The organism is Devriesea agamarum (assembly GCF_900070355.1).
Lineage (GTDB): Bacteria > Actinomycetota > Actinomycetes > Actinomycetales > Dermabacteraceae > Devriesea > Devriesea agamarum.
Genome location: NZ_LN849456.1, coordinates 1,171,359 through 1,193,315, shown reverse-complemented (window position 1 = coordinate 1,193,315; position 21,957 = coordinate 1,171,359). Strand labels below are relative to the sequence as shown.

The window sequence follows — 21,957 nt, the reverse complement described above, 5'->3', positions numbered from 1 at the left end:
GAGATGACTGAAAACATGCTTACTTCCTCGGCTAGCCCACGTTCTCCTCGGCACCGGGCAGAAAGCCCCGCCCCGACGTCGTTGAAAAGGGTCTCATTTCCGCGCTTGGTTGGCTTGGAGATGCGCAAAGTCTTTGATACGCGCGCGGGCATTGTTCTCTTCAGCGTGATTATCGGGCTAATGCTTCTGATTCTCATCGGGTTCGTCGTCGTAAATGCTTATTTGGGTGATCCCGAAGGGCCAGTCAGTTATAGTGATGTTGCGTTGGGAACGCAATGGTCAGTTTCGGTTCTATTTCCCGTCATTGGCATCATCGTGATGTCTAGTGAATGGGGTAATCGCAGCATGCTCGTGACACTGACGGCTGTGCCCCGTCGCGTAGCGATTCTCTGGGCAAAACTCACATCGGTTGTGGTATATACGCTGATTCTTTTGGCCCTTGCGCTTGTGCTTGCAGCCGCAACCACCGAACTGATTGGGTTGCTGACCGGTGTCGATCCTGTATATCCGGACTTGTTGAGCATGTTGCGCGACCAGATTGTTATGGCGTTCTTCAATGTGTTCTTTGCGGTGGCTTTGGCGACGTTGCTCGGCAACACGGCCCTATCAATCGTTCTGAATTACGTGGTGCCCACGGTTCTCGCAAGTATTCAGGGGACGGCAATGGCATTCAACGTCACCTGGCTCGTTGATGTCATGCGTTATGTTGACATGCAAAACATGCGTGCAGTGTTCGGTCTTGGCAAGACGGACTTTGTCTTGGAAGCATGCGTCTGCATCCTGGTGTTGATCGTGCTCCCCATTGCCTTGGGGAGTATGCGCTGGCTGCGTCGTGAGGCTTCGTAGAGGCCGCATGGTGTACATGAGCTAGGTGTAACCTCGACCGCTCAGCAACGCTGAACGTCGAGAAGTCAACTCTCACATGCACCTCACGCGATAAAGCTGAAGTGGTCAGAGAATCCAGGCGAAGGGGGTGCCCTCACAGCTAGCCCGATGGACTCGCGAGGGCACCCCGTAGGATGGCAATCAAAACCGAGACGGGGCGTTACGGTGACGCTCGGTAGGCGACGGCGGGAGCACGGATAGTGACACAAAAGACTCTGCGAAACCTCCTGAAGATGATGACATCCCGCGATGCTATTCGGGGTAGCAGGGCATCGGGGCGGACGGCATCTTTCCGAACGCGAGGGGCGAGTCTCGCTGCGGTTTCTGCGCTAGTTCTGGCCGGATGCGGTGTTCAAGCCGAGCAGGCGGCGCCCTCGGCTAGCTCCGCCATTCCCCCCACTGTGCAGGCAACTGAATCGGTTGTCACGTCAGCTGCCATGGGGATTAACGGCGACACCGCATCGCTGCCGCAATACGCGAAGTTCTACTCGCAACACGCTGAGTGGTCGCGCTGCGCAGATCGCCCCGGGGCAGAGTGCGCCACGGTGGAAGTCCCCAAGGTGTGGAATGACCCTGCACAGGGCGTGGTGAAGATTGCGCTTTTAAGGTTTAAAGCGACCGGCGATAAAAAAGGCACGCTCTTCATGAACCCTGGTGGACCGGGCGGCTCAGGTACCTCATTCGTGGGTGAGGGATATAAGAACGTCGTGACACCTGCGGTGCGATCCGCGTATGACATCGTGGGGTTCGATCCTCGTGGCGTCGGCAAGTCGGAGCCAATCACCTGTCTAGATGACCGTGACACTGATGAATGGCTGTCCTCATCCCCCGATATGACTACCGAGGCAGGTTTCAAAGACAGCCAGACGTGGGCCCAGAAGATCACGCAATCATGCAAGAAGCATTCGGGTGACCTCTTGCCGTACGTCGATACCTGGTCCGCTGCCCGAGACCTTGATGTTCTCCGGGCAGTCGTCGGGTCCAAAACCCTGGATTATCTCGGCTTTAGTTACGGAACCTACCTTGGAGCGTCTTACGCGGAGCTCTACCCAAGCCGGGTAGGGCGGATGGTCCTGGACGGGGCGATGGATCCAACCCTTACCGAGAACCAGCTCATCGAAGGACAGGCGCAAGGCTTTGAGAACTCTATCCACGCGTTTGCCAAATGGTGTGTGACCTCCGGAAAAACGAATTGCCCATTTGCTGGCGATGCTGACCACGCCTTACAGCAGATCCGGGAACTCCTCGCGAAGATCGACAAAAAGCCTCTCGACACCGGGACCTCGCGCAAGCTCACTGGGAGCCTCGCGGCAGGAGCCGTGTTAATGCCGATGTATAACAACAGCAGCTGGCCGGTGTTAGCGGTTGCATTAGGTGCTGCCATGAACGGCGATGGAAGTATCTTGCTGCAAATATCCGATCAGATGAACGAGCGGGATAAAACTGGTCACTACGCCTCGAACGCAAACTTCGCGATTCTCGCGGTGAACTGCCTCGATCATCCGTATGCGATCGATAAAGCTGCGATGGATGCCGAAGCGAAAAAGCTCGACAAGATTTCTCCGACCTTTGGGCTGGGCCTTGCCTACGGTGGGGTGATGTGCGGGGCATGGCCGGCTAAGCCGGTGAGAACCCCTGCCCCGATCCATGCTAAGGGGAGTGCACCGATTGTGGTCGTAGGGACCACCGGAGACCCTGCGACCCCCTATGCATGGGCTCAGGCGTTACACAAACAACTGGATAATTCGACTCTGATCACCTACAAAGGCTTCGGACACACCGCATATGGCCGCTCCGGTGGCTGTGTCGAAGAGGCGGTAGATGCGTACCTCGTTCACGGCACACAGCCCGAAGCTAACTTGCAGTGCGGGTAGCGGAACGGATGGGCTTTCGGGCTCCGCACGAGCCCGTCGAGGCATGGGGAAAGTCCCGGCGCTTGATGAGTCGAGATCCGGGGCACCTCGGTGGAACTGATGCAGTGAGCTGGCGAGGCGTTATCTCTCCACGACGGAACCATGCCCAGTATGCCCCGCTACTCTCTGTGGCAACTGCGTGAAGTGGAGGCGCTCACACCGTTTTGCGTCAACGGCTATGCAGTGAGTACAGTAGCGGGGTCCGAAACTTTGCGGGCATGCCACCTTAGCTCAGTCGGTAGAGCGATTCACTCGTAATGAATAGGTCGGGGGTTCGATTCCCCCAGGTGGCTCCATTAGGTGGCTCACGCGGGACAAGGTATCCGGGTGGGCAACTTTTTGTTTCCCCAATAACCACAATGCCTGTAGACCCCGTCGGCGGCACCGTGGCCAATGCCATGGCCTTTAGAGGGCGGCGATTCGGGTTGATCGGTGGCATCGTATGTCGGACACGCGAACCGAAGGCACAAGAGTTTACGCCGGCTTCAGGAGTAAGAAAGTATGAGCGGGCCCAATCCGCAACTGCCGCGTAGGCCTACATCGCTGCGGTGTTCAGGAGGTGGCGGTATAGGTTGCGATCTCCGCGAGGGTGTCCATGATGGGTGAGCCATTGTAGTAATTTGCATCCCACCTCTAGGCTCAGGGATTGTTGAGTTTGCGCACCTTAGTATTGATTATGTGTATTTTAATGAAGCAAAGAAATGTCCCCAGCAGTCTTCTTTATGATTCCACATGCACTCTTTGTGTTCGGTCACGCTTGAAGGCGCTGCTTTTTGAGTGAGCTGATTAATTGTCTCATGGCAAGAATGTTCAAAGGGTTCATTGTTACGCCGAACGAATTCATCTAGCGTGGTGACGCATATATTTAGTTGCGGCTAGTTTGGTTATCGGGAGCTAATGAATGCTGGGCTTATGCTTTAAAGATGTCGTTGGTCACTACTCATTTTTCTTGGGAGCATATTTGTTCCGTAGTTAGCTAACGGGAATGGTAATTAGCGTGGACGATATCTTTGCTGTTGATGTCAAAATCAAGCGCAGATCAATAAATATGCTCGGCTAAGGGGCGGGTCTACGGGTATAGCAGTATTCCGTCAAGGTCTCTGACATATCGTTGCTTGATCAATCTGACGCAAATTTTAGAAGCCAAATTTATGGTGCGTGTGCGACATAGTTGATTTGTTGTCAGTAGACATGCTTAAAAGCAGATGATTAATGATAATTGGTCCTTGAGCTTTTTGGCCCCGCATGCAGTTAATTTCTATGCCATACCGTCATGGATGACCGAATACATGTTGTGTAACGAGGTGGTCTACATGTAAATATGTAGACCACCTCGCATTATCTAGCTAGCTAATGCTTTCGACATGAGTGCCATACGAAAGGTGCGATAACTATGCCCACTATCGCTACGATGAGCACTGATGTGACGGCTTGTTCGCTGAGGTGAAAAATATAGTTCGATACATAGACCGCTGCGGTTACAGTAATGAAACTCAGTGCTCCGTATAATAATATGCACTTCGCAATGTTCCGGTTCATCGACAGGCTGTTTTCTTTGTTAGTACACCCACCCAAAGCGTGGGATTTGACGACGGACATTTACCGTATTTTGCAAGATATACTGTCGCTGCCCCACCTACGAAGGCGATGACTCCAGCAGAGATGACGCTACCCACGACCGTTTCGGAGAGAGCTACGGCTGCAGCGGCAGCCATAGCCGTGACCGCGGCTGCACCTCCTGCCGAAATGGCTTCCTGATCGGTAGGGTTGAAAGTGAGTGAGGGCTCCCACCCCCACATCGCTCCCCAAATCCGATCTTGGTACTTTGGGATTTCAGTCGCAAAGGTTATAAGCGTGGTGCCACTTTTAGGATCGATGACACCGTAGGTGGATGTAGTTGAGTACGGAGTTTCGGCAGACGATAGTTGCTTCAGCTTACCTTGACGCACCAGATCGGCTAGTCCGGTCTTAAATTGTTGAGGTGTAACTTTGGGTTGGATCGGTTGATTTGAGGCGGATATCGCATTCTGGGCCGGGAATGACCTGAGGGTACCGGACGCATGTGTGGGCATCGGACCGACTGTGAGACTGCAGGCCGCTACGGTAAGAGTGGCGGCGGTGGTGGTGAAAATCGACAAGGGAACCTCTAAGGTGGCGCCTTGGTTGCGTATTCCGGCTGTTAGCCGATGAGTGTGCTGGTCCGAGTGGAGCAGAGAAACTGGCGCTTATTAGTTCAGGGATACTCGGACCGCGAGACTCTTTTGTTCATTATTGCACCTATCTACACCTATGGGCGTGGAAGCCCGATTTTGTGACGTAAACGTGATCTAAGAGGATGCTGTGAGCGCCTTGAAATGTCTTGGTGGTGCGTGTGCCTGCAAGGCCGCCTCGCGTTCCCCCTGTTCATATCGCGTTGTCTTTTGCTGGGGAGAGCATGGCGGTTTTCATGGTGAGTTCCCGCGAAGCCGCGGATTCTAAACTCTTTACTCGTGAGATGCGTCTTCACGCCCCGATACTGCGCACTAGGTGGTTGCGGGTCATGCCGAGCTCTTCTCGAGCTGTCATCTACATCCGCGGGGTAGATTCAATTGGTCACGCGATTGCTCTGCTAGGAAAGGGAGACATCCCCTATATTTCTTGCCTCTCTGGTCGTTGATGGGGCGGGATGATAATGAAAAGCATTTCGGTGCTTAAGATGCCGGACGGTATCCAGGTGAGTTCGCTCATTGCCGTGTTAGCGTCCGCGATCTATGCGAGAGCCTCCATAGACACTCTCGACACAAAGACAATGCGCCCGGACTAATGTCCGGGCGCATCACCCTCAGGTGTCCTATGAGGTTTTATAGGATCTGAGCCCTCCTCGTGAGCTCAAACTGTGAGTCTTAGATGCAGGCTTCCACAACATCCTTGATGCCGAGGATGGCCTTGAGAGCGTCGGCAGCTTCCTTGCCGAAGTCCTTGAGAAGCTGGCCGGAGATCAGGGCATTCCACACGCCCTTGATGCCACCGTACTTCTTAAAGGAGGCAACGATCCACTTAATGATCTGAACCACCGAGGTACCCAGCTTGATCACGATGGAGACGACAGACGCCGCGCACTTGATCGGGTTCATCATCATGACACTACCGTAGACAGCAGGTTCGGTCTGCGGCACAGATACGGCCTTGAGGTCACCGAGGTGCGCACGCAGCTTCTTCTCGTAGTCGGGGTAGGACTTCGGATCGGCTTTTTTCAGCTCTGCGGGTAGAGCGTCGAGACGGCCCACAATGGTGCGGAGCTGTTCCTCAGGATCCTGAGTGGCATTGGCGAAGCCGAGGCTAATCGGGGTGTCCGCTGCGTTCGCGACGGAGGGGACGGCGAGTGCGAGACCGCAGATACCAGCGGTCTGGAAGAACGAGCGACGATGCATGAGATGTTCCTTTGCGGTCGACTGTTGTAACGGTCTGACGAGGTATGGAGGAGCTCGCCTGACAGCAGGATAAATGAGAATACGCAGCGAGAACGTGTAACTATCCAGGAGAGTGGTGAGCTATATACAAAAGATAGGTCGGAGTCGCTGAAGCGTAGCTCAGGTCTACAAAAGTGGCGGTTTTCTTCCAGAAATAGCATGGGTCAGTGAAATTTTCGGTCATAACAAATATGGTCCAGGGACATTAGATGTTCATGCTGTGTTCCAAATGTAGACCTACCGAATTTATGGTTCGTTAATTGACGTTAAAGACTGGCCCTCATGATCGGTATGAGTCTCAGTGTTAATCGATGTCTGATTGATACGAGGTCATATGCGGTTGACTCGTGACCGGTATGAAGCTGGGTGTCTGAGATGAGGCCTTACGAGGCAAGTCCGGCGCCGATCAGGATCTACGTCTGTATCTATATCTGTTATATTTGTGACAGTCTTGTTCGTCGCATCATGACTGCGCATGTGAGGGCTTCAGCTATATGTTCTGGTATGTGCTAAGGGCCCCGGGTGTATAACCCGGGGCCCTCCAGTTTACGACATAAAGATCACAGGTCGCGAGGAACTATTCGAGAGTTCTCTATGGGATATAGCGATAATGCACTGCGCTGCGAAGTGCGAAACGCATCATCATTCCTCTCAAACCTCCTAAGAAACCATTTAGCCGTAAGGTAGCTTAGTTTAAGATAAGTTACTTTAGTCTTGCTCCAGTGCCTTAGCCGGCATAGGTGAGGCCGTACGCGTTTAACGCATCGGTGACCGGCTGGAAGTAGCTGAAACCTTCCGTATAACCGGCATTGAAACCGCAGCTTGGCCCATTCGACGGGCCTCCGGAGGTCATGCCTACCGCGTAACCGTTCGAGGTGAATGCGCCACCAGAATCACCGGGCTCGGAGCACACATCTGACGTGCCGAGACCGGTTACCTGGGCTACTGGACGGCCATGTTTGTCGCTGTAGGTGACTGATGCGTTGTATCCCTTCACCTGACCACAGGTGATTCCCGTGGTAGCGCCAGACTTGCACATTTCGGTGCCAACGGGAGCCTTCCAAGCGCCGCGTGAGGCATTAGTCGCACGCTCGCCTCGCGAGCCCCAGGAATTGAGCTCGCTAGACATCGTGGTCCCATCGGCCATCAGCATGTAGCCGTAGTCACGGTCGGTCCTACCATCGTAGGAGTGGAAACCGGTAGCTCCGAACTGTCCGACAAATGATCCGCGTGCATCGTAGATCGATTCTTGGCCTTCAAGGCAGTGTCCAACCCACACCATCGCTGCCTGTCCGTCGCGGGTGGTTGCCGGGAAGCCTGCCGAGCAGTAGCTCTTGCCTTCCGAGGTGAGGAGCTTATCGCCGCCCCTAACAGACGCTCGAGACTCATTTGCCTGGCCTTTGACGACCTCAACGGCATCGCCGTACTCTGCCGCCTTCTTCAGCAAAACAGGGTCGGCATCATCGGTAAAGACGGTCACGACAACGCGATCCTTCACGATGTCTGGAGCGATCGAGGCGACACCGGAACGGTCAGAAGGCACGGCCGATAGCGTGTTCGCGATCTGATCTAGCTTGGCCTCGCCGTAGGCGGCATGGCGAACAGACAGGCCTGCATCCTTGGCGGCTGTAGCATCGGAGGAGCCTGGCGCTGCTTGCACGACCAGCTGATTCTGATCGTTGAAGAACGCACCATCGAACTTGTGCCCGGACGAAGCTAGACGGACATAGGTGTTGTTCTGCTGGGTTTGTGACTGCACATGCTCGGTCTGCTGTTCCACGCTACGGCCAGAGCTCTGGGCCATCACTTGAATTTCAGCTGGGGAGAACGCGGAATCTACCACTTTTGCCTCAGGGGCAGAAGAGGAAGGGGTCGGTGAGGGGGCGTCATCGCCGGGTGACGCCATTGCGGGAGCCGCGAACATTGATAACGCTGCAGCACCAGCTACAACCGCCATGGACTTCATCATCTTCATGGAAAACCTCCTGTTAAACAGTGGCGACGCGATTGAGGGGGACCGGGTCGCAGTCTCGCCGGGGGACACGGACCACCTGAAAATGCATGATCCATACGAGAGACGTGTCTCGAGCCTACGGTTCGTAATGACCCCAATAAACCCTCTTAGGTTCGGAAAAGTGGGCACTTTGGTGCCGGCAGATAGACGGTTGACAGGGCGGCGTGATGAGCGAAAGATGTGCCGAACCTACCTTCCGATGGTGGGTTGGCATATCTCACTGACTTTGGCACATCCGCTCAGGTTGTGGCGCTCCCGCCCGCAGTCAGCTCGGATCTCGCTTCACGAGGGACTGGATAGTTTGACCCCATCGCGCGCATTTTCATTTTCACCCTGACCGGCACCCTGTTCGGCCCATTTGATGCGGTGAGTGATAATAGCGCATGGTAGGCGGGTGGCATCGGTGGCAGAAGTTAGCGCTGATGCGGAGGTCGGGCGAGGCCAAGCTCAAACGCGCGAATCACAACCTTCAGTCGTGACGTGCAGCCGAGTTTCATCATGATGGACGAGACATAACTCTTCACTGTCGATTCCGACAGGCATAGGCGAGTGCCAATCTCAGAGTTGCTGGCCGCATCACATAACTCATGGATAATCTGACATTCGCGCGTCGTTAGACCGAGACTCTTCGCAACCTCCTCTGGGGTCGCGCACGCCTCAGCTACTGGCTCGGGGTGTGAATGCCGCACCAGCCTCTTTGCCATGCGGGGTGTTACAACGGTGGCAGCCCCACAATGGGCGGTGCGCAGCACGTCGATAAGCGCCTCAGGCCGGGTGTCTTTGAGTAAAAAGCCGGAAGCCCCCGCCTCGAGTGCCGTGAGCATACCTGCGTCAGTGTCAAAGGTGGTCAGGATGACAACGGTGACTTGCGGAGCAATATCTTTAATTCGCGATGTGGCTTCGATGCCGTCCATAACAGGCATCTGGACATCCATCAGGACAAGATCAACGGCACCTGAGGCTGATAGGTCAACGGCTTCTCTACCGTTTTCGCAGGTGCCAACAACTTCAATGTCGTCGGCGGGAGCCAAGAAGGATGTCAAAGCATCGCGGACGATGGAGTCGTCGTCCACCACGGCCACGCGGATTATGTCGCTGTCACTGTTTCTGTGGTCGTGAACGCTTCCGTTTCCATAACCGCTCGTGTGGTCATGCCACGTTTCCGAACTCTTCATGCTTCTCACTCACCGCTTTCTGATACGTGATGCTCCCGTGCGAGGGGGACACTCATCCTAGTTATCCAGGTGTCGGAGTCCTCGACGACCTCCAGGGTCCCGCCGTGGGCCTCGAGCCGTTCTTGGATACCGATAAGTCCGAATCCGCCGACTACGGGTGATGGACTCGGGTGAATCGCGTTTATTTGAACGGCTTCGACGAGATGCTCGTCGATATTTAGGAGGAGTTTGACCTCACGTTCGGGGTCTCCATGGCGAAGGATATTAGATGTGGCTTCGCCGAGAGAGCGCCCGATGGCATTCGTGATGGGAGCTGGTATGTGATCTTCGGTTCCAATGACATTGCATCGAACCGCGAAGTTGTTGTCCTGGAGCCTTCGCACTTGCTGCTGCAGGACCGCGGAAAGCGAGGGTGTGGGTGCGATTGTGGAGATATCTGCATCTTTGCGCAAAACGTTAAGGATAGCGCGAAGGTCCTGGGTGGCCGACCGTGCAGCGGAGGCCATCATCATCAGGTCCTGACGAGTCTGCTCATCTAAGCCTGGGCGATGTCGAGCGTTCTCGGCACGCATGGCGATGGTGGTGGTGGCGTGAACCGCGGTGTCGTGCAGTTCCCGGGCGACCATGCGTCGTTGCCGGGCTAGGGCTTCCGCTTTAGCTAATTGGGCTTCAATTGCTTGATTGGATAGGTGTCGAACTATTCTTCCACTGATTGCGGGTGAGCAAATAAGGAAAGCCCAGAAAGTGAAACTTGACACTACCTCAATTATGTTTTGAGTCTCTAATACTGTAAATAGTGTTGTTTCTCCGATGAACAGGCTCGAAAAAATAATGGTGTCTCGTCGGCTTCTAGTGAAAGCTATGCTAAAAATAGATATGATGGGAGCTGTAACCGCTAAGCCAACTGTTCCTGGATTAATGAATGGGAACATGCATAAAAGTAAAGATATCGCAATTGCAGCGACAATTGGGGAGATGATGGTTAGCCCTACGCTCAGGGCAAGGCCTAAGGAGACGGCCAGTGTCATGGGGTGACCGAATGGGTCCTCGGCTGTCAACCCTGTGACGACGACGAAAACAGCCGCTAACAGGATAGATGCGACTATGCGGTAACTTTTCAAACGCGAGCTCACCTTCATAGCGTACGGGGTTTGGTGGCCTGTGCTGAATTTTGAGGCCGAACCGAGAGGTGCTAGGGGTGGCATGAATCTCGACGGAGCCATATAATCTGCCTCAAGAATGAGAATAAATAAAATTTCTTCTAGCAAATAGGAGCTATTATGAAGAATCTTTTCAAGGCTTTGGTGGGCGTCGTTGCCGTGGCTGGAGCTCTTGCGGCGGGCATAGCCCCCGCTAGTGCCGCGTCTGAGCCAGAGAGAGTAATCGTGGGGACTGTGGGTGATGCGCACAGCTCTGTGGTAGACCTCGGGTCTACGGTCGAGAATAAAGTCAGTTACGTCGGTGTATTCTGCCGTCAGGCCTATGCCTGGGGAATCTGCAAGCCTGGCACCCGTAAGTAACTCCTGCCCTTGGGTGGGGTTGGGCCTCGCGTGTAAATGTCTGGGAAAGCGGTTTCGGCTGACGGCAATAAGAGAGTTTGCCTCCGCCGCTTTGAGGTTGCCGCTGTTTGTGAGTAGATCTTGCGCGGCGGCCGATCGTCCGGCCAGCAAGCTGCCCGATGCCCAGACCTATTAATCTGCCCGACACCGACGGAGAACAGCCCTGACGGAGAACGGCGACTAGTGATTCGGTCTTGAGTGATCATTGATTCGGCCTAGCCGACACGGCACAACATGGCCGACATGGCACAACATACGTGGGGCGCACCCGTTAAGGGTGCGCCCCACTGTCGCTGCTAAGGCGAGGCTGTCAGACTAGCGGCCTCAGCCGAGATTGCCTCAGTTCAGACCGGGGACGTCGTCACCGTTGTTGGAACGGTAGATCTCCTGAATGCGCTTGGTGACGTTCTCATCGACCGCGCCCCAGTACTGCCACACGCGTTCGACGATATCGGCGTCCACGCTGTCCAGCGTGCCGGCAATGGTCTGAGCGAACTGTTCGCGCTGTTCATCGTCCCAGACATTCAACATCAGATCGCGGGCCTGCGAGTAGTCATCGTCTTCCGCGGAACGGACGGTGGCTACCTGGCGAACCAGATCGCCCGAAACATTCCAGCCGTCTTCCACCGGGCCGAGCTCGTCGGCGTAGGAACGGCCACGGCTGTTCGGCGCATACGGGGGAAGGTCTCCGTTGTGGTCGTACGCCATGGGGCCATCAGCGACGTAGGAGTTCGGCTGAGCGACATTCTTCGGACGGTTTACCGGCAGCTGCAGGTAGTTCGCACCGATGCGGTGGCGATGGGTGTCGGCGTAGGAAAATACGCGGCCGAGCAGCATCTTGTCGGGGGACAGGCCAATGCCCGGGACTAGGGCGCTGGGGTCAAAGGCGGCCTGCTCGATCTCGGCGAAGTGATTGATTGGATTGCGGTTCAAGGTCATCGTGCCGACCTTGATCCGCGGGTAATCCTTCTGCGAGACCGTCTTGGTGACATCGAAGATGTTGTAGCGGTACGTGAAGCCCTCCTCAAACGGGATGACCTGAACGTATAGGTCCCACTTGGGGAAGTCGCCACGCTCGATGGACTCGAACAGGTCGCGACGATGGGCGTCAGCATCGACCCCAGCCAGACGCTCAGCCTCATCGTTGCTGAGGCCCTCCACGCCCTGCTGGGAAATGAAGTGGTACTTCACCCAGAATTTCTCGCCGGCCTCATTAATCCACATGTAAGTGTGTGAACCATAGCCGTTCATATGACGGAAGCTCTTCGGGATGCCACGGTCACCCATCAGATAGGTCACCTGGTGGACAGACTCGTGATTGAGGGTCCAGAAGTCCCACTGCATATTGCCATCGCGCAGACCGGAAGCGCCGCGACGCTTCTGGGACCGGATGAAGTGGGGGAACTTGATGGCGTCGCGGACAAAGAAGATGGGGGTGTTATTACCCACCAGGTCGTAGTTGCCTTCAGTGGTGTAGAACTTCAAAGCAAATCCGCGCGGGTCGCGCCAGGTGTCGGGGGAGCCCATCTCGCCGGCCACGGTCGAGAAACGGGCTAGCATCTCGGTGCTGGTGCCCTTTTGGAATACCGCAGCCTTGGTGTACTGCGAGACATCTTCGGTGCATTCAAACGTGCCAAAGGCGCCGGAGCCTTTCGCGTGCACAACACGTTCCGGAACTCGTTCCCGGTCGAAGTGTGCCATCTGCTCCACGAAGTGGACGTCGTGCAGCATAATCGGCCCGTCTGGACCCGCAGTGAGAGAGTTGCGGTCAGACTGGGCGGGCGCCCCAGTGAGGGTGGTGGAGCCGTTCGGCAGGTTTTGGTGCTGCGAAACAGTCACGGTGATCTCCTGTTCATTGTGTGGGTGGTGATCGGTCGTGGTTTGGGGGGATGGGATACCCGGGCTCAGGCAGGCGGTGCGCTGGTCCGGGACGATTGAGTTGTGCTCGGTGAGCCAACGCTGTGATCGCTGAGCGGGCAGGTTGGGGGGCCAGAAACGCCCTGGCATGACGGGCACAGGCCGCGGAAGAGAACCTCCGCTATTTCAATGTCGTAGCCGAGGTGGTCCGGGGGAACCAGGCAGGGGGCATGGCCGACGGCGCAGGGGATATCGACAATCGCATCGCACCGTTTGCACACCAGGTGGTGGTGATTATCGTGCCGGTTGAGTTCGTAGCGGGCACTGCGACCCTCCAAGCGGATCGATCGCACCAGGTGGGCATCCTCTAGGGCGTGCAAGACGTCATAAACGGCTTGTCTGGATACCGAACCCAGCCGATTTCGCACGGTTGCTGCGAGGTCGTCGGCGTCGCTGTGGGGCTGAGTGGCGAGGGCCTCCAAGGTGGCCGTACGAGGCGCGGTCACGCGAAGTCCGACGGCGCGCAGAGCATCAGCTGGCGGCAGGTCGTGGACCTCCGCGGCTGGCAGGGCTCTGAGTTTTTCGGACATGATGTCAGCATAACAGTAGATTGGATAAAGTCAAGAATTAGAGTTGATACAGATTTAGTGTCAGGTGGGGTTTAGGCAGCTCCCAGAAAGCCTTGATTGCTCCAGTGAGGCGACTGGTGTGCGAGCCTCGGAGCTTTCGTGGCCAGACCCTGAGGATCCAGATCGAAACCTGGCTATTAACGCTGGTACCGCTAGTGTCCAAGAGGCTACTCCTTCAGGTTGACCCCTACCTGGGCAAGCACAACCAGTGCGGATCTGTAATCGCAAAGAGAAAAACCAGAGAGTAAAAACCTCAAGAAGCTACTCGAGAAGCTCAAGGAGCTGAACCCGCACCTTCCAAGGCGGACTCCTTTACAGTGGCGAGATGGAGCTTCCTCTATCTGTCTTGGACTTATCCACCGTGACCCGCGGGTGCAGCAGCGAAGATGCCGTACACGGCACGATCGAGGTCGCTCGCGCAGCAGATGAGCTCGGCTATAAGCGTCTATGGACGGCCGAACACCACAACATGCCAATGGTCGCTGCAACCTCTCCAGCCGTCATGATCGCTCACCTCGCCGCCCACACCCGGCGGATTCGGCTTGGCTCCGGCGGGGTCATGCTGCCAAACCACGCCCCCTTCGTGGTAGCAGAACAATTCTCACTGCTCGAAGCACTAGCCCCGCACCGGATTGACCTCGGGTTAGGCCGTGCACCCGGCACCGATCCCACCACGGCCAGAAGTCTGCGCGGAACCGATGTCTACGGCCCGCTCGAAGCATTCCCCGACCATGTCCGCGAGATTCTCGCGTTTTTACGCCGCGATCAAGAGCAGACAGCGACCGGGGAACCGGGCTTACGCGCCACCCCAGCGCCACGCAGTGTCGCCCAGGTGTGGATCCTGGGATCCAGCCTTTACGGTGCTCATCTGGCGGCTGAGCTCGGATTACCCTACGTGTTCGCCCACCATTTCCGTGCGGGAACAGACGTAACCGATGCGGTGCACGCCTATCGATCCCATTTCCGGGCCTCGCCCTACCTTGCCCAGCCATACGTGATGGTGACGGCCTCGGCGATTGCCGCACCAACCCGGGAAGAAGCCGAGGTGCTAAACCGAACCGGGAGGCTGCAGTTTGTCGCCTTGCGCACCGGACGCCTGGAACCGCTGCGCGCTCCGCAGGACATTATCGAGGCTGATCTTCCCGCGCAGGTTGCGGATCTGTACCGGCACTCAGCCGGCGCTCAGCTGCGGGGAACCGCCGATGAGGTCGTTCAGGGAATTAAGCAGCTGCGTGATCAGACGGAAGCCGACGAAATTATGCTCACCGCAACGGTGCACGATCCCCAGGTCCAGGTTAGAACGCTCAGCTTGATCGCCGCTGCCTGGTCGTAAGCAAACGCGCCTCCCGGCGCGGAAAACGGGCACGCTGATACCGCGAGAGATCAGCGGCCCCGATAAATCCCGCATCGTTGCCTAACCTGGCAGCGACGATCCTGGGCGAAGGGCGAAATCCCCGCCCGGTCAGCGTGTGGTTAAACGCGTCCTGGGCAGGCCCCAGAAGCAGACGTCCCGCCGCTGCAACACCTCCCCCTACAACGATCACCCCGGGATCTAGAGCAGCCGCTAGATTAGCCAGGCCGATGCCGAGCCAATTGCCAGTCTCACGTAAAAGATCGGTGCAAGCCGGATCCCCATCCTGGGCACACGAGGCAATCACCTGCCCGGTTATCGCATTGAGATCCCCGCCGACAGCATCCACCAGCGCTTGCGCCCGAGGCGATGCCGATGCCGCTAGCTCGCGCCCCTCACGGATCAGCGCGCTCCCGCCGGCATACTGCTCCCAACAGCCGCGGTTACCGCACTCGCAGCGGGTGCCCTGGGGAACCAGAACCATATGTCCGAACTCGCCCGCCATACCGAAGCGCCCCCGCTCCAGCTGGCCGTGGGTGACAATCCCGCCGCCAATCCCGGTTCCAAGGGTCACCAGCACTACGCTGTCCTCACCTTGGGCGGCACCAAATTGGGTTTCAGCCCAGGCTGCGGCATTGGCATCATTTTCCACCACCACGCGCAAACCGAGCCGCTCCTGTAAGCGGTCTCGCAACGGCTCACGCCGCCACGCCAAATGCGGTGAAAATAAAACAGTGGCGCGATGTTCATCGACGAAACCGGCCGCACCCACCCCCAGCGATCGCACATCGTGGCGCGAAGTCAGCACAGAGACGATCCGACAGATGGCCTCTTCCGTCGCCTGAGGGGAGCGGGTGGGAGTCGGTTCGGTGAGCCGTTCGACCACATGCCCGGTGTGATCCACCACGCCCGCTTTAACATGCGTTCCGCCGATGTCCACACCCACAGACAGGGCGCGTCCGGCAAGCTTGTAATCCAATCGATCCCGCCAGCCCGCATGCGTCTGGGACCGTTGTCGGCCATAGCGCAACCGTCGAGCGCTGGTGCGATGCGTCGACATGGCACTCCCCGAATCAGACGGCGAGGACATCACATGGAGCGGATAGCAGCACACGCTGCGCGGTAGCTCCCAACAGATGCCGCGCGACCTCCCGGTCACGGCGCAAACCGATCACCACTAACTCGATATCGTCGCGCTCAGCAGTGTCAATAAGGACCTGCGCAAAATTATCTGACGAGGTCACTTGACGAATTTCGTACCGTACCCGGGCCTCGCGCGCCTTCTCCTCCGCGTAGGTGAGGTCCTGAGGCCGAGCATGGCGCGGATCCCCTTCGTGCCCCTCGTGCACCACATTCAAAATGAGCAGGGACGTGGTGCGGCGGTCAGCTTCCGCAATCGCGGCGTCCAGCGCGGCATAACCGACTTGCGTCGGAATGAAACCTACGAGGACAGTCATCTCTCCCCCTCACTCTCCAAATGCCCAGGGAAGGCCAGGACACCTCGGATAATTCTAGTTCTCCGGCTCGGAGGTTGGGCTGGGCAGTGGCTTATTTAACGAGTCTGCACGCTCTTGACCGCTGAGCTCGGCAATAGCATCCATAATGCGCGTGGTCATCAGTTGCCGTCGGGCCGACACCGGAAGCGAAGGATCAATGTCCTCAAAGGTGACGGGTGAGCCGAAACGGACCGTGACCTTCACCAGCCGAGGCAGCCATGCACCCTTCGGCATAATCTTCTCGGTCCCGTGGAGCCCCACCGGAATCACCGGAGCTCCAGAGGCCATGGCAAGCCAAGCGGCCCCGCTGCGCCCCCTGTAGAGCCGGCCATCGCGCGAGCGCGTACCTTCGGGGTAGATGCCAATCCCGTCTTCTTGCTCGAGGATTTTCAGCATCACATCCAACGACCCTTGGGCCGATTTCAACGTGCCGCGGTCGACCGGAACAGATCCCACCAGAACGAAGAAAGAACGTTGGAGCAGGCCAATCAGACCTTTTCTCTTCCAGTAATCCGACTTGACCAAGAAACGGACCTTGCGCGGGGCCGTCACCGGAATAACGAAACTATCTAAGAACGCGAGGTGGTTGGACGCCACGATGAAACGTCCGGTGCGGGGAATGTTCTCGATACCCTCAACGCGCGGCCGCCATATCACCTTGATCAAGGGTGCAACGATTTTGTGAGTGGTCTCGTAAAACGGGGGCAGTGGCACGGGAACCTCGGGGCAGCGGCACGATGAACAGGTGACGTACCCATCGTCTCCGACGGGCTTGACCACGATAACTCACAGGACGCAATCCCAGGTGCCAGATAGGTACCTGAGACCTAAAAGTCTCCCAATACGCTTGCCAGTCGCAATACCGGCTCGCATGAGACAGTAGAGACCTCATGACACACTCCGCTCACCACTCTCGACGTCGCGCCTTTGATCGCGCCCGGATGCCGAGCGCGGATCTGCTGACCCATGTGAATAACCGTGCGGCATGGATTCGCCACCCCGATGCCAAAGGAGTTGGAGCATGGTGGCTGCATACAGACATTGACCTAGGAACCGCCGGGATCCCAGCCACGGCAACCATCCTCAGCGCGCAGATAATCGTCGCAGGGCATCACGACCTCACCGTTTTTATTGATCACGACGAAGTGCTCGATATGCGCTCAGCAGGTGGCGACGATGTCACACTGGCGACCCAAGCCGACATTACCGACCTCATTCAGGAAAGCCCCGTCCGGCGAGACCACCTGAGTATGAACGCCCTACATGTCTTCTGGGGAGAGGGTAGTGACCGTGACCCCGTGCCACCGGTCGCCCTCATCGCCCTGGTCCTGACCCTTCAGGGACAGGACCAGCCGGTTGTCATTGGCAGCGGCAGATCCTGGTATGCGGCGGTGGCTCCGTTCGAGCTGGAAACAGGCAGCGACGCCTGGCAGCGTCCCCGCGAACTGCAGCGCCCCCTCACAAAACTTCCTGAAGGCACAATCCCCCCGGCATGGGATCGCTACGCGCAATGGGGTGCGCCGCACCGTGACGGAGCGTCATTTATTCCGGTGGACGTCGTTGGCCGGCACCCCACCCTCGAGGTGCCACCGATTCAGCCGGTCGGTCCACTGGTGACTGAACAGCCGGTGTGGAGTGTCACGCGCCACCTGCTTCGCGGCGGAGTGCAGGTATTTGATTTTGATCGACCCATGCGGTTGCGTCCCCGGTTAACAGTGCCTGGTGAGCGACACCGCAAAATCACGGTATGGAGCGGTGATCGCCTGGGTGCTCCTCCCGACGGCGGCGCCTTAGTCATTGATCCGGGCCAGGATCCGGGGGTAGTGCTGGCTCACGGTGGAATCGATGGACGCTACGTGCACGTTCACGGTGCGGCCGATCTGCCAACGGCACAGGTCGGCGGGATGGAACGCGTTGCGATCTTCCCCCATGAGCTGGACATTGAGGTATCTGACGATCACGTTGCCCGCCTTATATGGGCGGGCTGGCTGACGTTGAAACGCCTGTGCCAGGAAAACTATCTGGGGGAGGGCGACACCCAGCTGCTGGCGCGGGCTGCCAGGACGGCACGCACAGCGCTATGGCTCGGCGGAGACATTCATCGCTCACGCATCGCGCTGGGACGTTTTCTCGCAAGTGCCAAAAGATTTCCACCCGGCAAAGGAACCGTGAGCGCCCTCGCGCCCGGGGTTTTGTCGGACGTGGTCTTAGAAGAGCATTCGTGGTCACTGCCCACCTGGCTGCTCACCCACGTGGAGACCAGCGGAGAATTCGACCTAGCCCTGCGCAGCCTGTCCGTGCTGACCGGACAGTTAAACGCGATTCGACATCGCAGCGCTGAGGGTACCCAGCTTCCGGCAGACTCCACCGCTGTGACGTTCGCTGCGACCAGCGCTCTCGGGGCCATCGCGCGGATGGGCAAGCTGCTCGGAGAAAACTGCCTGGACCCGGTCGGCACCACGGCCATGCGTGAGCAACTGGTGCAGGTGGCGCGGCGCGATCTGCGCGCGCATCGAGTGCATGGCGCCCGCGGCACCTGGCTGTCGGATCACGGCGGGGCCGGGCCCGATACGGTGACCACGGCAGAAGCGGTGCTAGCTGGATTAGTTGAAGACGATATGCGTGCCCACACCGCGATCAGGATGCGCACCGCAGCCGCCCACGAAACGCTGACCGAGCATGAACAGGGACTGATCGCTGCCGCTATGCTGCGCTGCGGAGCCGGCCATGACTCCCTAGAACAGGTGCGCTCTATCCAAGACGTGCCGCCGGAGCTTCTTGACGCTTCAGTGCGAGCCGTTACGGGATTGACCGTGGTGGGCGACCGTCTGCACCTACAGACCCCCACCCTGGCAGTGACTCATGTGCACCTGCGATTACCGCATCGCCGGGGGAGCATCGTGGTGAATTGGGACGGCAGAAATGGTCGGATCGAGGTGCCCGACGGAGTGGTGTTACTCGTCCACGGTGAAGGAAAGCACGAGCCTGTGTGGTACAACAGCGGTGTCACTGATGTGACCAGGCCGGACGTTGAGGCGTCCGGCGAAATGTGACCGGCCCGGGAAAGTAGGAACGCACATGACTGAACGCATCCGGATCGCGGTGGTCGGCGCCGGCACCATGGCGCAATCCGTCCACCTGCCCGTTTTGCGCAGGCGATGGGATCTTTATGAGATTGCTGCACTCGCGGATATATCAGAGCGCCGTCGACGTGAGGCCGGCGATGTCTTTGGGATCCCGCAGGACCGGCGCTACGAAGACCTCGCGGGGATACTCGATGCGGTGCGAGCCCGGGAGCTGAGCATTGACGCTATCGTGCTCGCCTCGGACGGTCTGCACAGCGAGGACGTGCTTAGCGCCATGCGGCGCGGAATCCCGATGCTGGTTGAGCCGCCGCTGGGATACGCCCGCGAGGACATCGAACGGGTGCGGAACTTTGAACGGATGTGCGGTCGTCCGCTCCTGATGCTCGCGTATCCGAACCAGTACGACGAGGCGCTCGCAGCACTCGCCGACGCCCTGCCGGTAACCGATGCCCGCATGGTGGAAGCTGAGACGATCATGCCCGCCTCGACCCCGTTGTTTAGGCAGCACAATGTCACTCCGTCGGCGTATGACCTTCCGCTGGAGGTGCGCAACCAGCGACGGGAGGCACTGGATGATGCCGTGGAGAAAGGGGCTGGGCGGGCCACCACCGCTCGCGACCGCGATATCTTCGTCAAGGGTTTGCTCACCGGTCTCATGCATCAGCTGGCGGCGTTGCGTACCGCATACGGTCCGCTTGAAGAGGTCCGCTGGGTTCGTCAATGGCCCGACGGGGTGATTCCTGGGTCCATCGAGATTCTGGCGACACTGCGCGCTGACACGCCGCTCCGGGCGGTATGGCACTACCTCCCGTTCGCCCCCGAGCACTCCGACACCATCTCTGTTTTGTCCACCCGCCGACGGGTGCGAGCTGATCTGCGTGCGCCATCTCTTGGGGACCGTCCATCGCGGCTGATTTCCCGCGAGAAAGATGGTACTGCCGGGGTGCAAGAAATCGTCCGAGAGTTCCCCACCCCGTGCGCAGACATGATGTGGGATGCCTTCCACGACATGGTCACCCATGGGAAAGCTCCGCACACCGGGTCCGCAGAGGCATTGGCCGATATCGAGCTTGCACGGCAGATCTTGGCCGAGATCGTCACGGCTGAGGGGCGCACATTGGAACCGGAGCCTGAGCCGGTACCTGAGGCTGCTGCCGAGGGGTCTAGTGAGTCCGGGTCTGAGTCCGAACCTGAATCCGGGTCGGTGTCGGAGGCCGATTTGCAAGCCCAGTCCGACGAGGTGTCTCAGGCTGACTTTGAAACTGGCGCGGGGGCGAGATCCAGCTCCGAGGATGCACACCGCTTCGAGGTCGGATCCAGCCCAGAGAACGAGTCACATCCTGGCGCTGGGGAGCTCGCTGACACCAGTGCGCACGGTCAAGCCGATGCGCACCCTGCGGCGGAGACACACCGACGCGACACGCCGTGAGCTGACCCACCCCACAACTTTTTTGAGGGCCCCACATCCCGTCATCCACCGGGTGTGGGGCCCTTGTGTGTTGACTGTCCACAGTCGTTTGCGCAGGAGGTGGGCGCCTAGGCTTCGACGTCCCCATCCATCCACAACCGTCTCCACAATTCATCAACATACACGCGTGTAATTCAGTACATCTTGTGGTGTCCCATCGCAGGGGCCACTAGGTGTAGTGTTATCGCTGTCGCTCCGAACGGGGCGATAAACCCTGGGAAGTGGGTCAGGACCTGGCCCGCCAGAAGCAGGGAAGGCAAGGGAAACAGCACCTGAAGTGCGCACGTTGACCTATGCCAACGTGCGTCTAAGTGCCCAGGATCCCTGAAGTCCCCCATACAGACTGACTGCCCCGATTGAAGACTGATGCGAGAAAGGCTTCGCCTCCCATGGAAATCACCGTGTACTCCAAGCCCATGTGCGTTCAGTGCGATGCCACCAAGCGTGCGCTGAATAAGGCTGGGCTCGACTACGTCGTCGTGGATGTCACCGAGGACGCCGAAGCTCTCGCCAAGATCAAGGGCATGGGCTACATGCAGGCTCCCGTTGTCATCACCTCCACTGACCACTGGTCCGGATTCCGCCCGGACAAGATCAAGGCCATGACCGCCGCCGCTGCCCAGCAGGGCCAGCGTCACGCCATCGCGATCTGAACCGGAGGCGGAGGCGTCGCCATGGGCACCATCGTCTACTTCTCCTCCGTCTCCGGCAATACCCACCGGTTTGTTGAGAAGCTCGGCCTGCCAGCGCACAGGATCCCGCTATATCCGCGCGATGAACCGCTGCGCATCGACGAGGAGTACGTTCTGATCGTGCCGACCTACGGGGGCGGTAACGATCGGGGCGCGGTCCCCAAACAGGTCATCCGATTTTTAAATGACGAGCACAACCGATCCCTTATCCGGGGTGTGATCTCTGGAGGGAACACCAACTTCGGGACGGCGTACTGCATAGCGGGCGACATTATTTCCGCTAAGTGCAAAGTCCCTCATCTCTACAAATTCGAGCTTCTCGGCTCCAGGCAGGATGTTGAGAAGGTCCAGGATGGATTGGAACGATTTTGGCGACAGTGACG

The 21,957-nt window shown here is 58.0% G+C and carries 18 protein-coding genes and 1 tRNA gene; 10 read left to right on the top strand and 9 right to left on the bottom strand.

Features of this window, described 5'->3' with window-relative positions:
- Positions 1–3 precede the first annotated feature (3 nt).
- The 3 genes from BN1724_RS05275 to BN1724_RS05265 all read left to right on the top strand — a co-directional run bounded on the left by BN1724_RS05275 (position 4) and on the right by BN1724_RS05265 (position 3,094).
- On the top strand, positions 4–846 hold the full coding sequence (locus BN1724_RS05275; protein ID WP_157085769.1) for a hypothetical protein: 843 nt from the start codon (positions 4–6) through the stop codon (positions 844–846).
- A 239-nt stretch (positions 847–1,085) separates the two neighbouring features.
- The gene (locus tag BN1724_RS05270; RefSeq protein WP_231928161.1) at positions 1,086–2,759 is read left to right on the top strand and encodes an alpha/beta hydrolase; all 1,674 of its coding nucleotides are present in this window, start codon (positions 1,086–1,088) and stop codon (positions 2,757–2,759) included.
- A 259-nt stretch (positions 2,760–3,018) separates the two neighbouring features.
- Positions 3,019–3,094, top strand: a tRNA-Thr gene (locus BN1724_RS05265).
- A gap of 2,586 nt (positions 3,095–5,680) precedes the next feature.
- On the opposite strand, the gene BN1724_RS05255 is transcribed toward BN1724_RS05265, so the two are convergent.
- The 4 genes from BN1724_RS05255 to BN1724_RS13065 all read right to left on the bottom strand — a co-directional run bounded on the left by BN1724_RS05255 (position 5,681) and on the right by BN1724_RS13065 (position 10,194).
- Positions 5,681–6,208, bottom strand: a complete 528-nt coding sequence (locus tag BN1724_RS05255) for a hypothetical protein (protein WP_058234523.1) — start codon at positions 6,206–6,208, stop codon at positions 5,681–5,683.
- A 766-nt stretch (positions 6,209–6,974) separates the two neighbouring features.
- Complete coding sequence (locus tag BN1724_RS05250) at positions 6,975–8,222, bottom strand: S1 family peptidase (RefSeq protein WP_058234522.1); 1,248 nt, start codon at positions 8,220–8,222, stop codon at positions 6,975–6,977.
- A 452-nt stretch (positions 8,223–8,674) separates the two neighbouring features.
- Positions 8,675–9,343 carry a response regulator transcription factor gene (locus BN1724_RS05245; RefSeq protein ID WP_172797081.1) on the bottom strand — a complete coding sequence of 223 codons (669 nt, stop codon included), beginning with the start codon at positions 9,341–9,343 and terminating at the stop codon, positions 8,675–8,677.
- 98 nt (positions 9,344–9,441) lie between these two features.
- Positions 9,442–10,194: a sensor histidine kinase gene (locus tag BN1724_RS13065; RefSeq protein ID WP_172797080.1), complete on the bottom strand. Its 753-nt coding sequence runs from the start codon at positions 10,192–10,194 to the stop codon at positions 9,442–9,444.
- Positions 10,195–10,246: 52 nt separating this feature from the next.
- Between BN1724_RS13065 and BN1724_RS13060 the strand changes: the two genes are divergently transcribed.
- Both BN1724_RS13060 and BN1724_RS13055 read left to right on the top strand, forming a co-directional pair.
- Positions 10,247–10,471: a hypothetical protein gene (locus BN1724_RS13060; RefSeq protein ID WP_058234519.1), complete on the top strand. Its 225-nt coding sequence runs from the start codon at positions 10,247–10,249 to the stop codon at positions 10,469–10,471.
- A gap of 245 nt (positions 10,472–10,716) precedes the next feature.
- Entirely contained in the window at positions 10,717–10,956 is a 240-nt protein-coding gene (locus tag BN1724_RS13055; protein ID WP_058234518.1) for a hypothetical protein, read from the top strand.
- A 378-nt stretch (positions 10,957–11,334) separates the two neighbouring features.
- Here BN1724_RS13055 and BN1724_RS05225 read toward each other — a convergent pair whose 3' ends face one another.
- Both BN1724_RS05225 and BN1724_RS12540 read right to left on the bottom strand, forming a co-directional pair.
- Positions 11,335–12,834: a catalase gene (locus BN1724_RS05225; protein ID WP_058235780.1), complete on the bottom strand. Its 1,500-nt coding sequence runs from the start codon at positions 12,832–12,834 to the stop codon at positions 11,335–11,337.
- Between the two features lie 65 nt (positions 12,835–12,899).
- Positions 12,900–13,442, bottom strand: a complete 543-nt coding sequence (locus tag BN1724_RS12540) for a Fur family transcriptional regulator (protein ID WP_084252776.1) — start codon at positions 13,440–13,442, stop codon at positions 12,900–12,902.
- Between the two features lie 364 nt (positions 13,443–13,806).
- Between BN1724_RS12540 and BN1724_RS05220 the strand changes: the two genes are divergently transcribed.
- Positions 13,807–14,814, top strand: a complete 1,008-nt coding sequence (locus BN1724_RS05220) for an LLM class flavin-dependent oxidoreductase (protein ID WP_058234517.1) — start codon at positions 13,807–13,809, stop codon at positions 14,812–14,814.
- Here BN1724_RS05220 and BN1724_RS05215 read toward each other — a convergent pair.
- From BN1724_RS05215 to BN1724_RS05205, 3 genes are read right to left on the bottom strand one after another with little or no spacing between them, the layout of a single operon-like run.
- Positions 14,786–15,892 (bottom strand): ROK family glucokinase, encoded by a 1,107-nt coding sequence (locus BN1724_RS05215; protein ID WP_067635249.1) that lies wholly within the window; start codon positions 15,890–15,892, stop codon positions 14,786–14,788. The genes BN1724_RS05220 and BN1724_RS05215 overlap by 29 nt on opposite strands.
- 13 nt (positions 15,893–15,905) lie before the next feature.
- Complete coding sequence (locus BN1724_RS05210) at positions 15,906–16,289, bottom strand: universal stress protein (RefSeq protein WP_058234516.1); 384 nt, start codon at positions 16,287–16,289, stop codon at positions 15,906–15,908.
- A 54-nt stretch (positions 16,290–16,343) separates the two neighbouring features.
- Complete coding sequence (locus tag BN1724_RS05205) at positions 16,344–17,108, bottom strand: lysophospholipid acyltransferase family protein (RefSeq protein ID WP_231928160.1); 765 nt, start codon at positions 17,106–17,108, stop codon at positions 16,344–16,346.
- A 110-nt stretch (positions 17,109–17,218) separates the two neighbouring features.
- On the opposite strand from BN1724_RS05205, the gene BN1724_RS05200 reads away from it, so the two are divergent.
- From BN1724_RS05200 to nrdI, 4 genes are all read left to right on the top strand, one after another.
- Positions 17,219–19,381, top strand: a complete 2,163-nt coding sequence (locus tag BN1724_RS05200) for a hypothetical protein (protein WP_058234515.1) — start codon at positions 17,219–17,221, stop codon at positions 19,379–19,381.
- Between the two features lie 25 nt (positions 19,382–19,406).
- Entirely contained in the window at positions 19,407–20,843 is a 1,437-nt protein-coding gene (locus BN1724_RS05195) for a Gfo/Idh/MocA family oxidoreductase (protein ID WP_058234514.1), read from the top strand.
- Positions 20,844–21,271: 428 nt separating this feature from the next.
- Positions 21,272–21,535 (top strand): glutaredoxin-like protein NrdH, encoded by a 264-nt coding sequence (gene nrdH, locus BN1724_RS05190; RefSeq protein ID WP_058234513.1) that lies wholly within the window; start codon positions 21,272–21,274, stop codon positions 21,533–21,535.
- A 21-nt stretch (positions 21,536–21,556) separates the two neighbouring features.
- Positions 21,557–21,955 (top strand): class Ib ribonucleoside-diphosphate reductase assembly flavoprotein NrdI, encoded by a 399-nt coding sequence (gene nrdI, locus BN1724_RS05185; RefSeq protein WP_058234512.1) that lies wholly within the window; start codon positions 21,557–21,559, stop codon positions 21,953–21,955.
- The last annotated feature ends 2 nt before the right edge of the window (positions 21,956–21,957 follow it).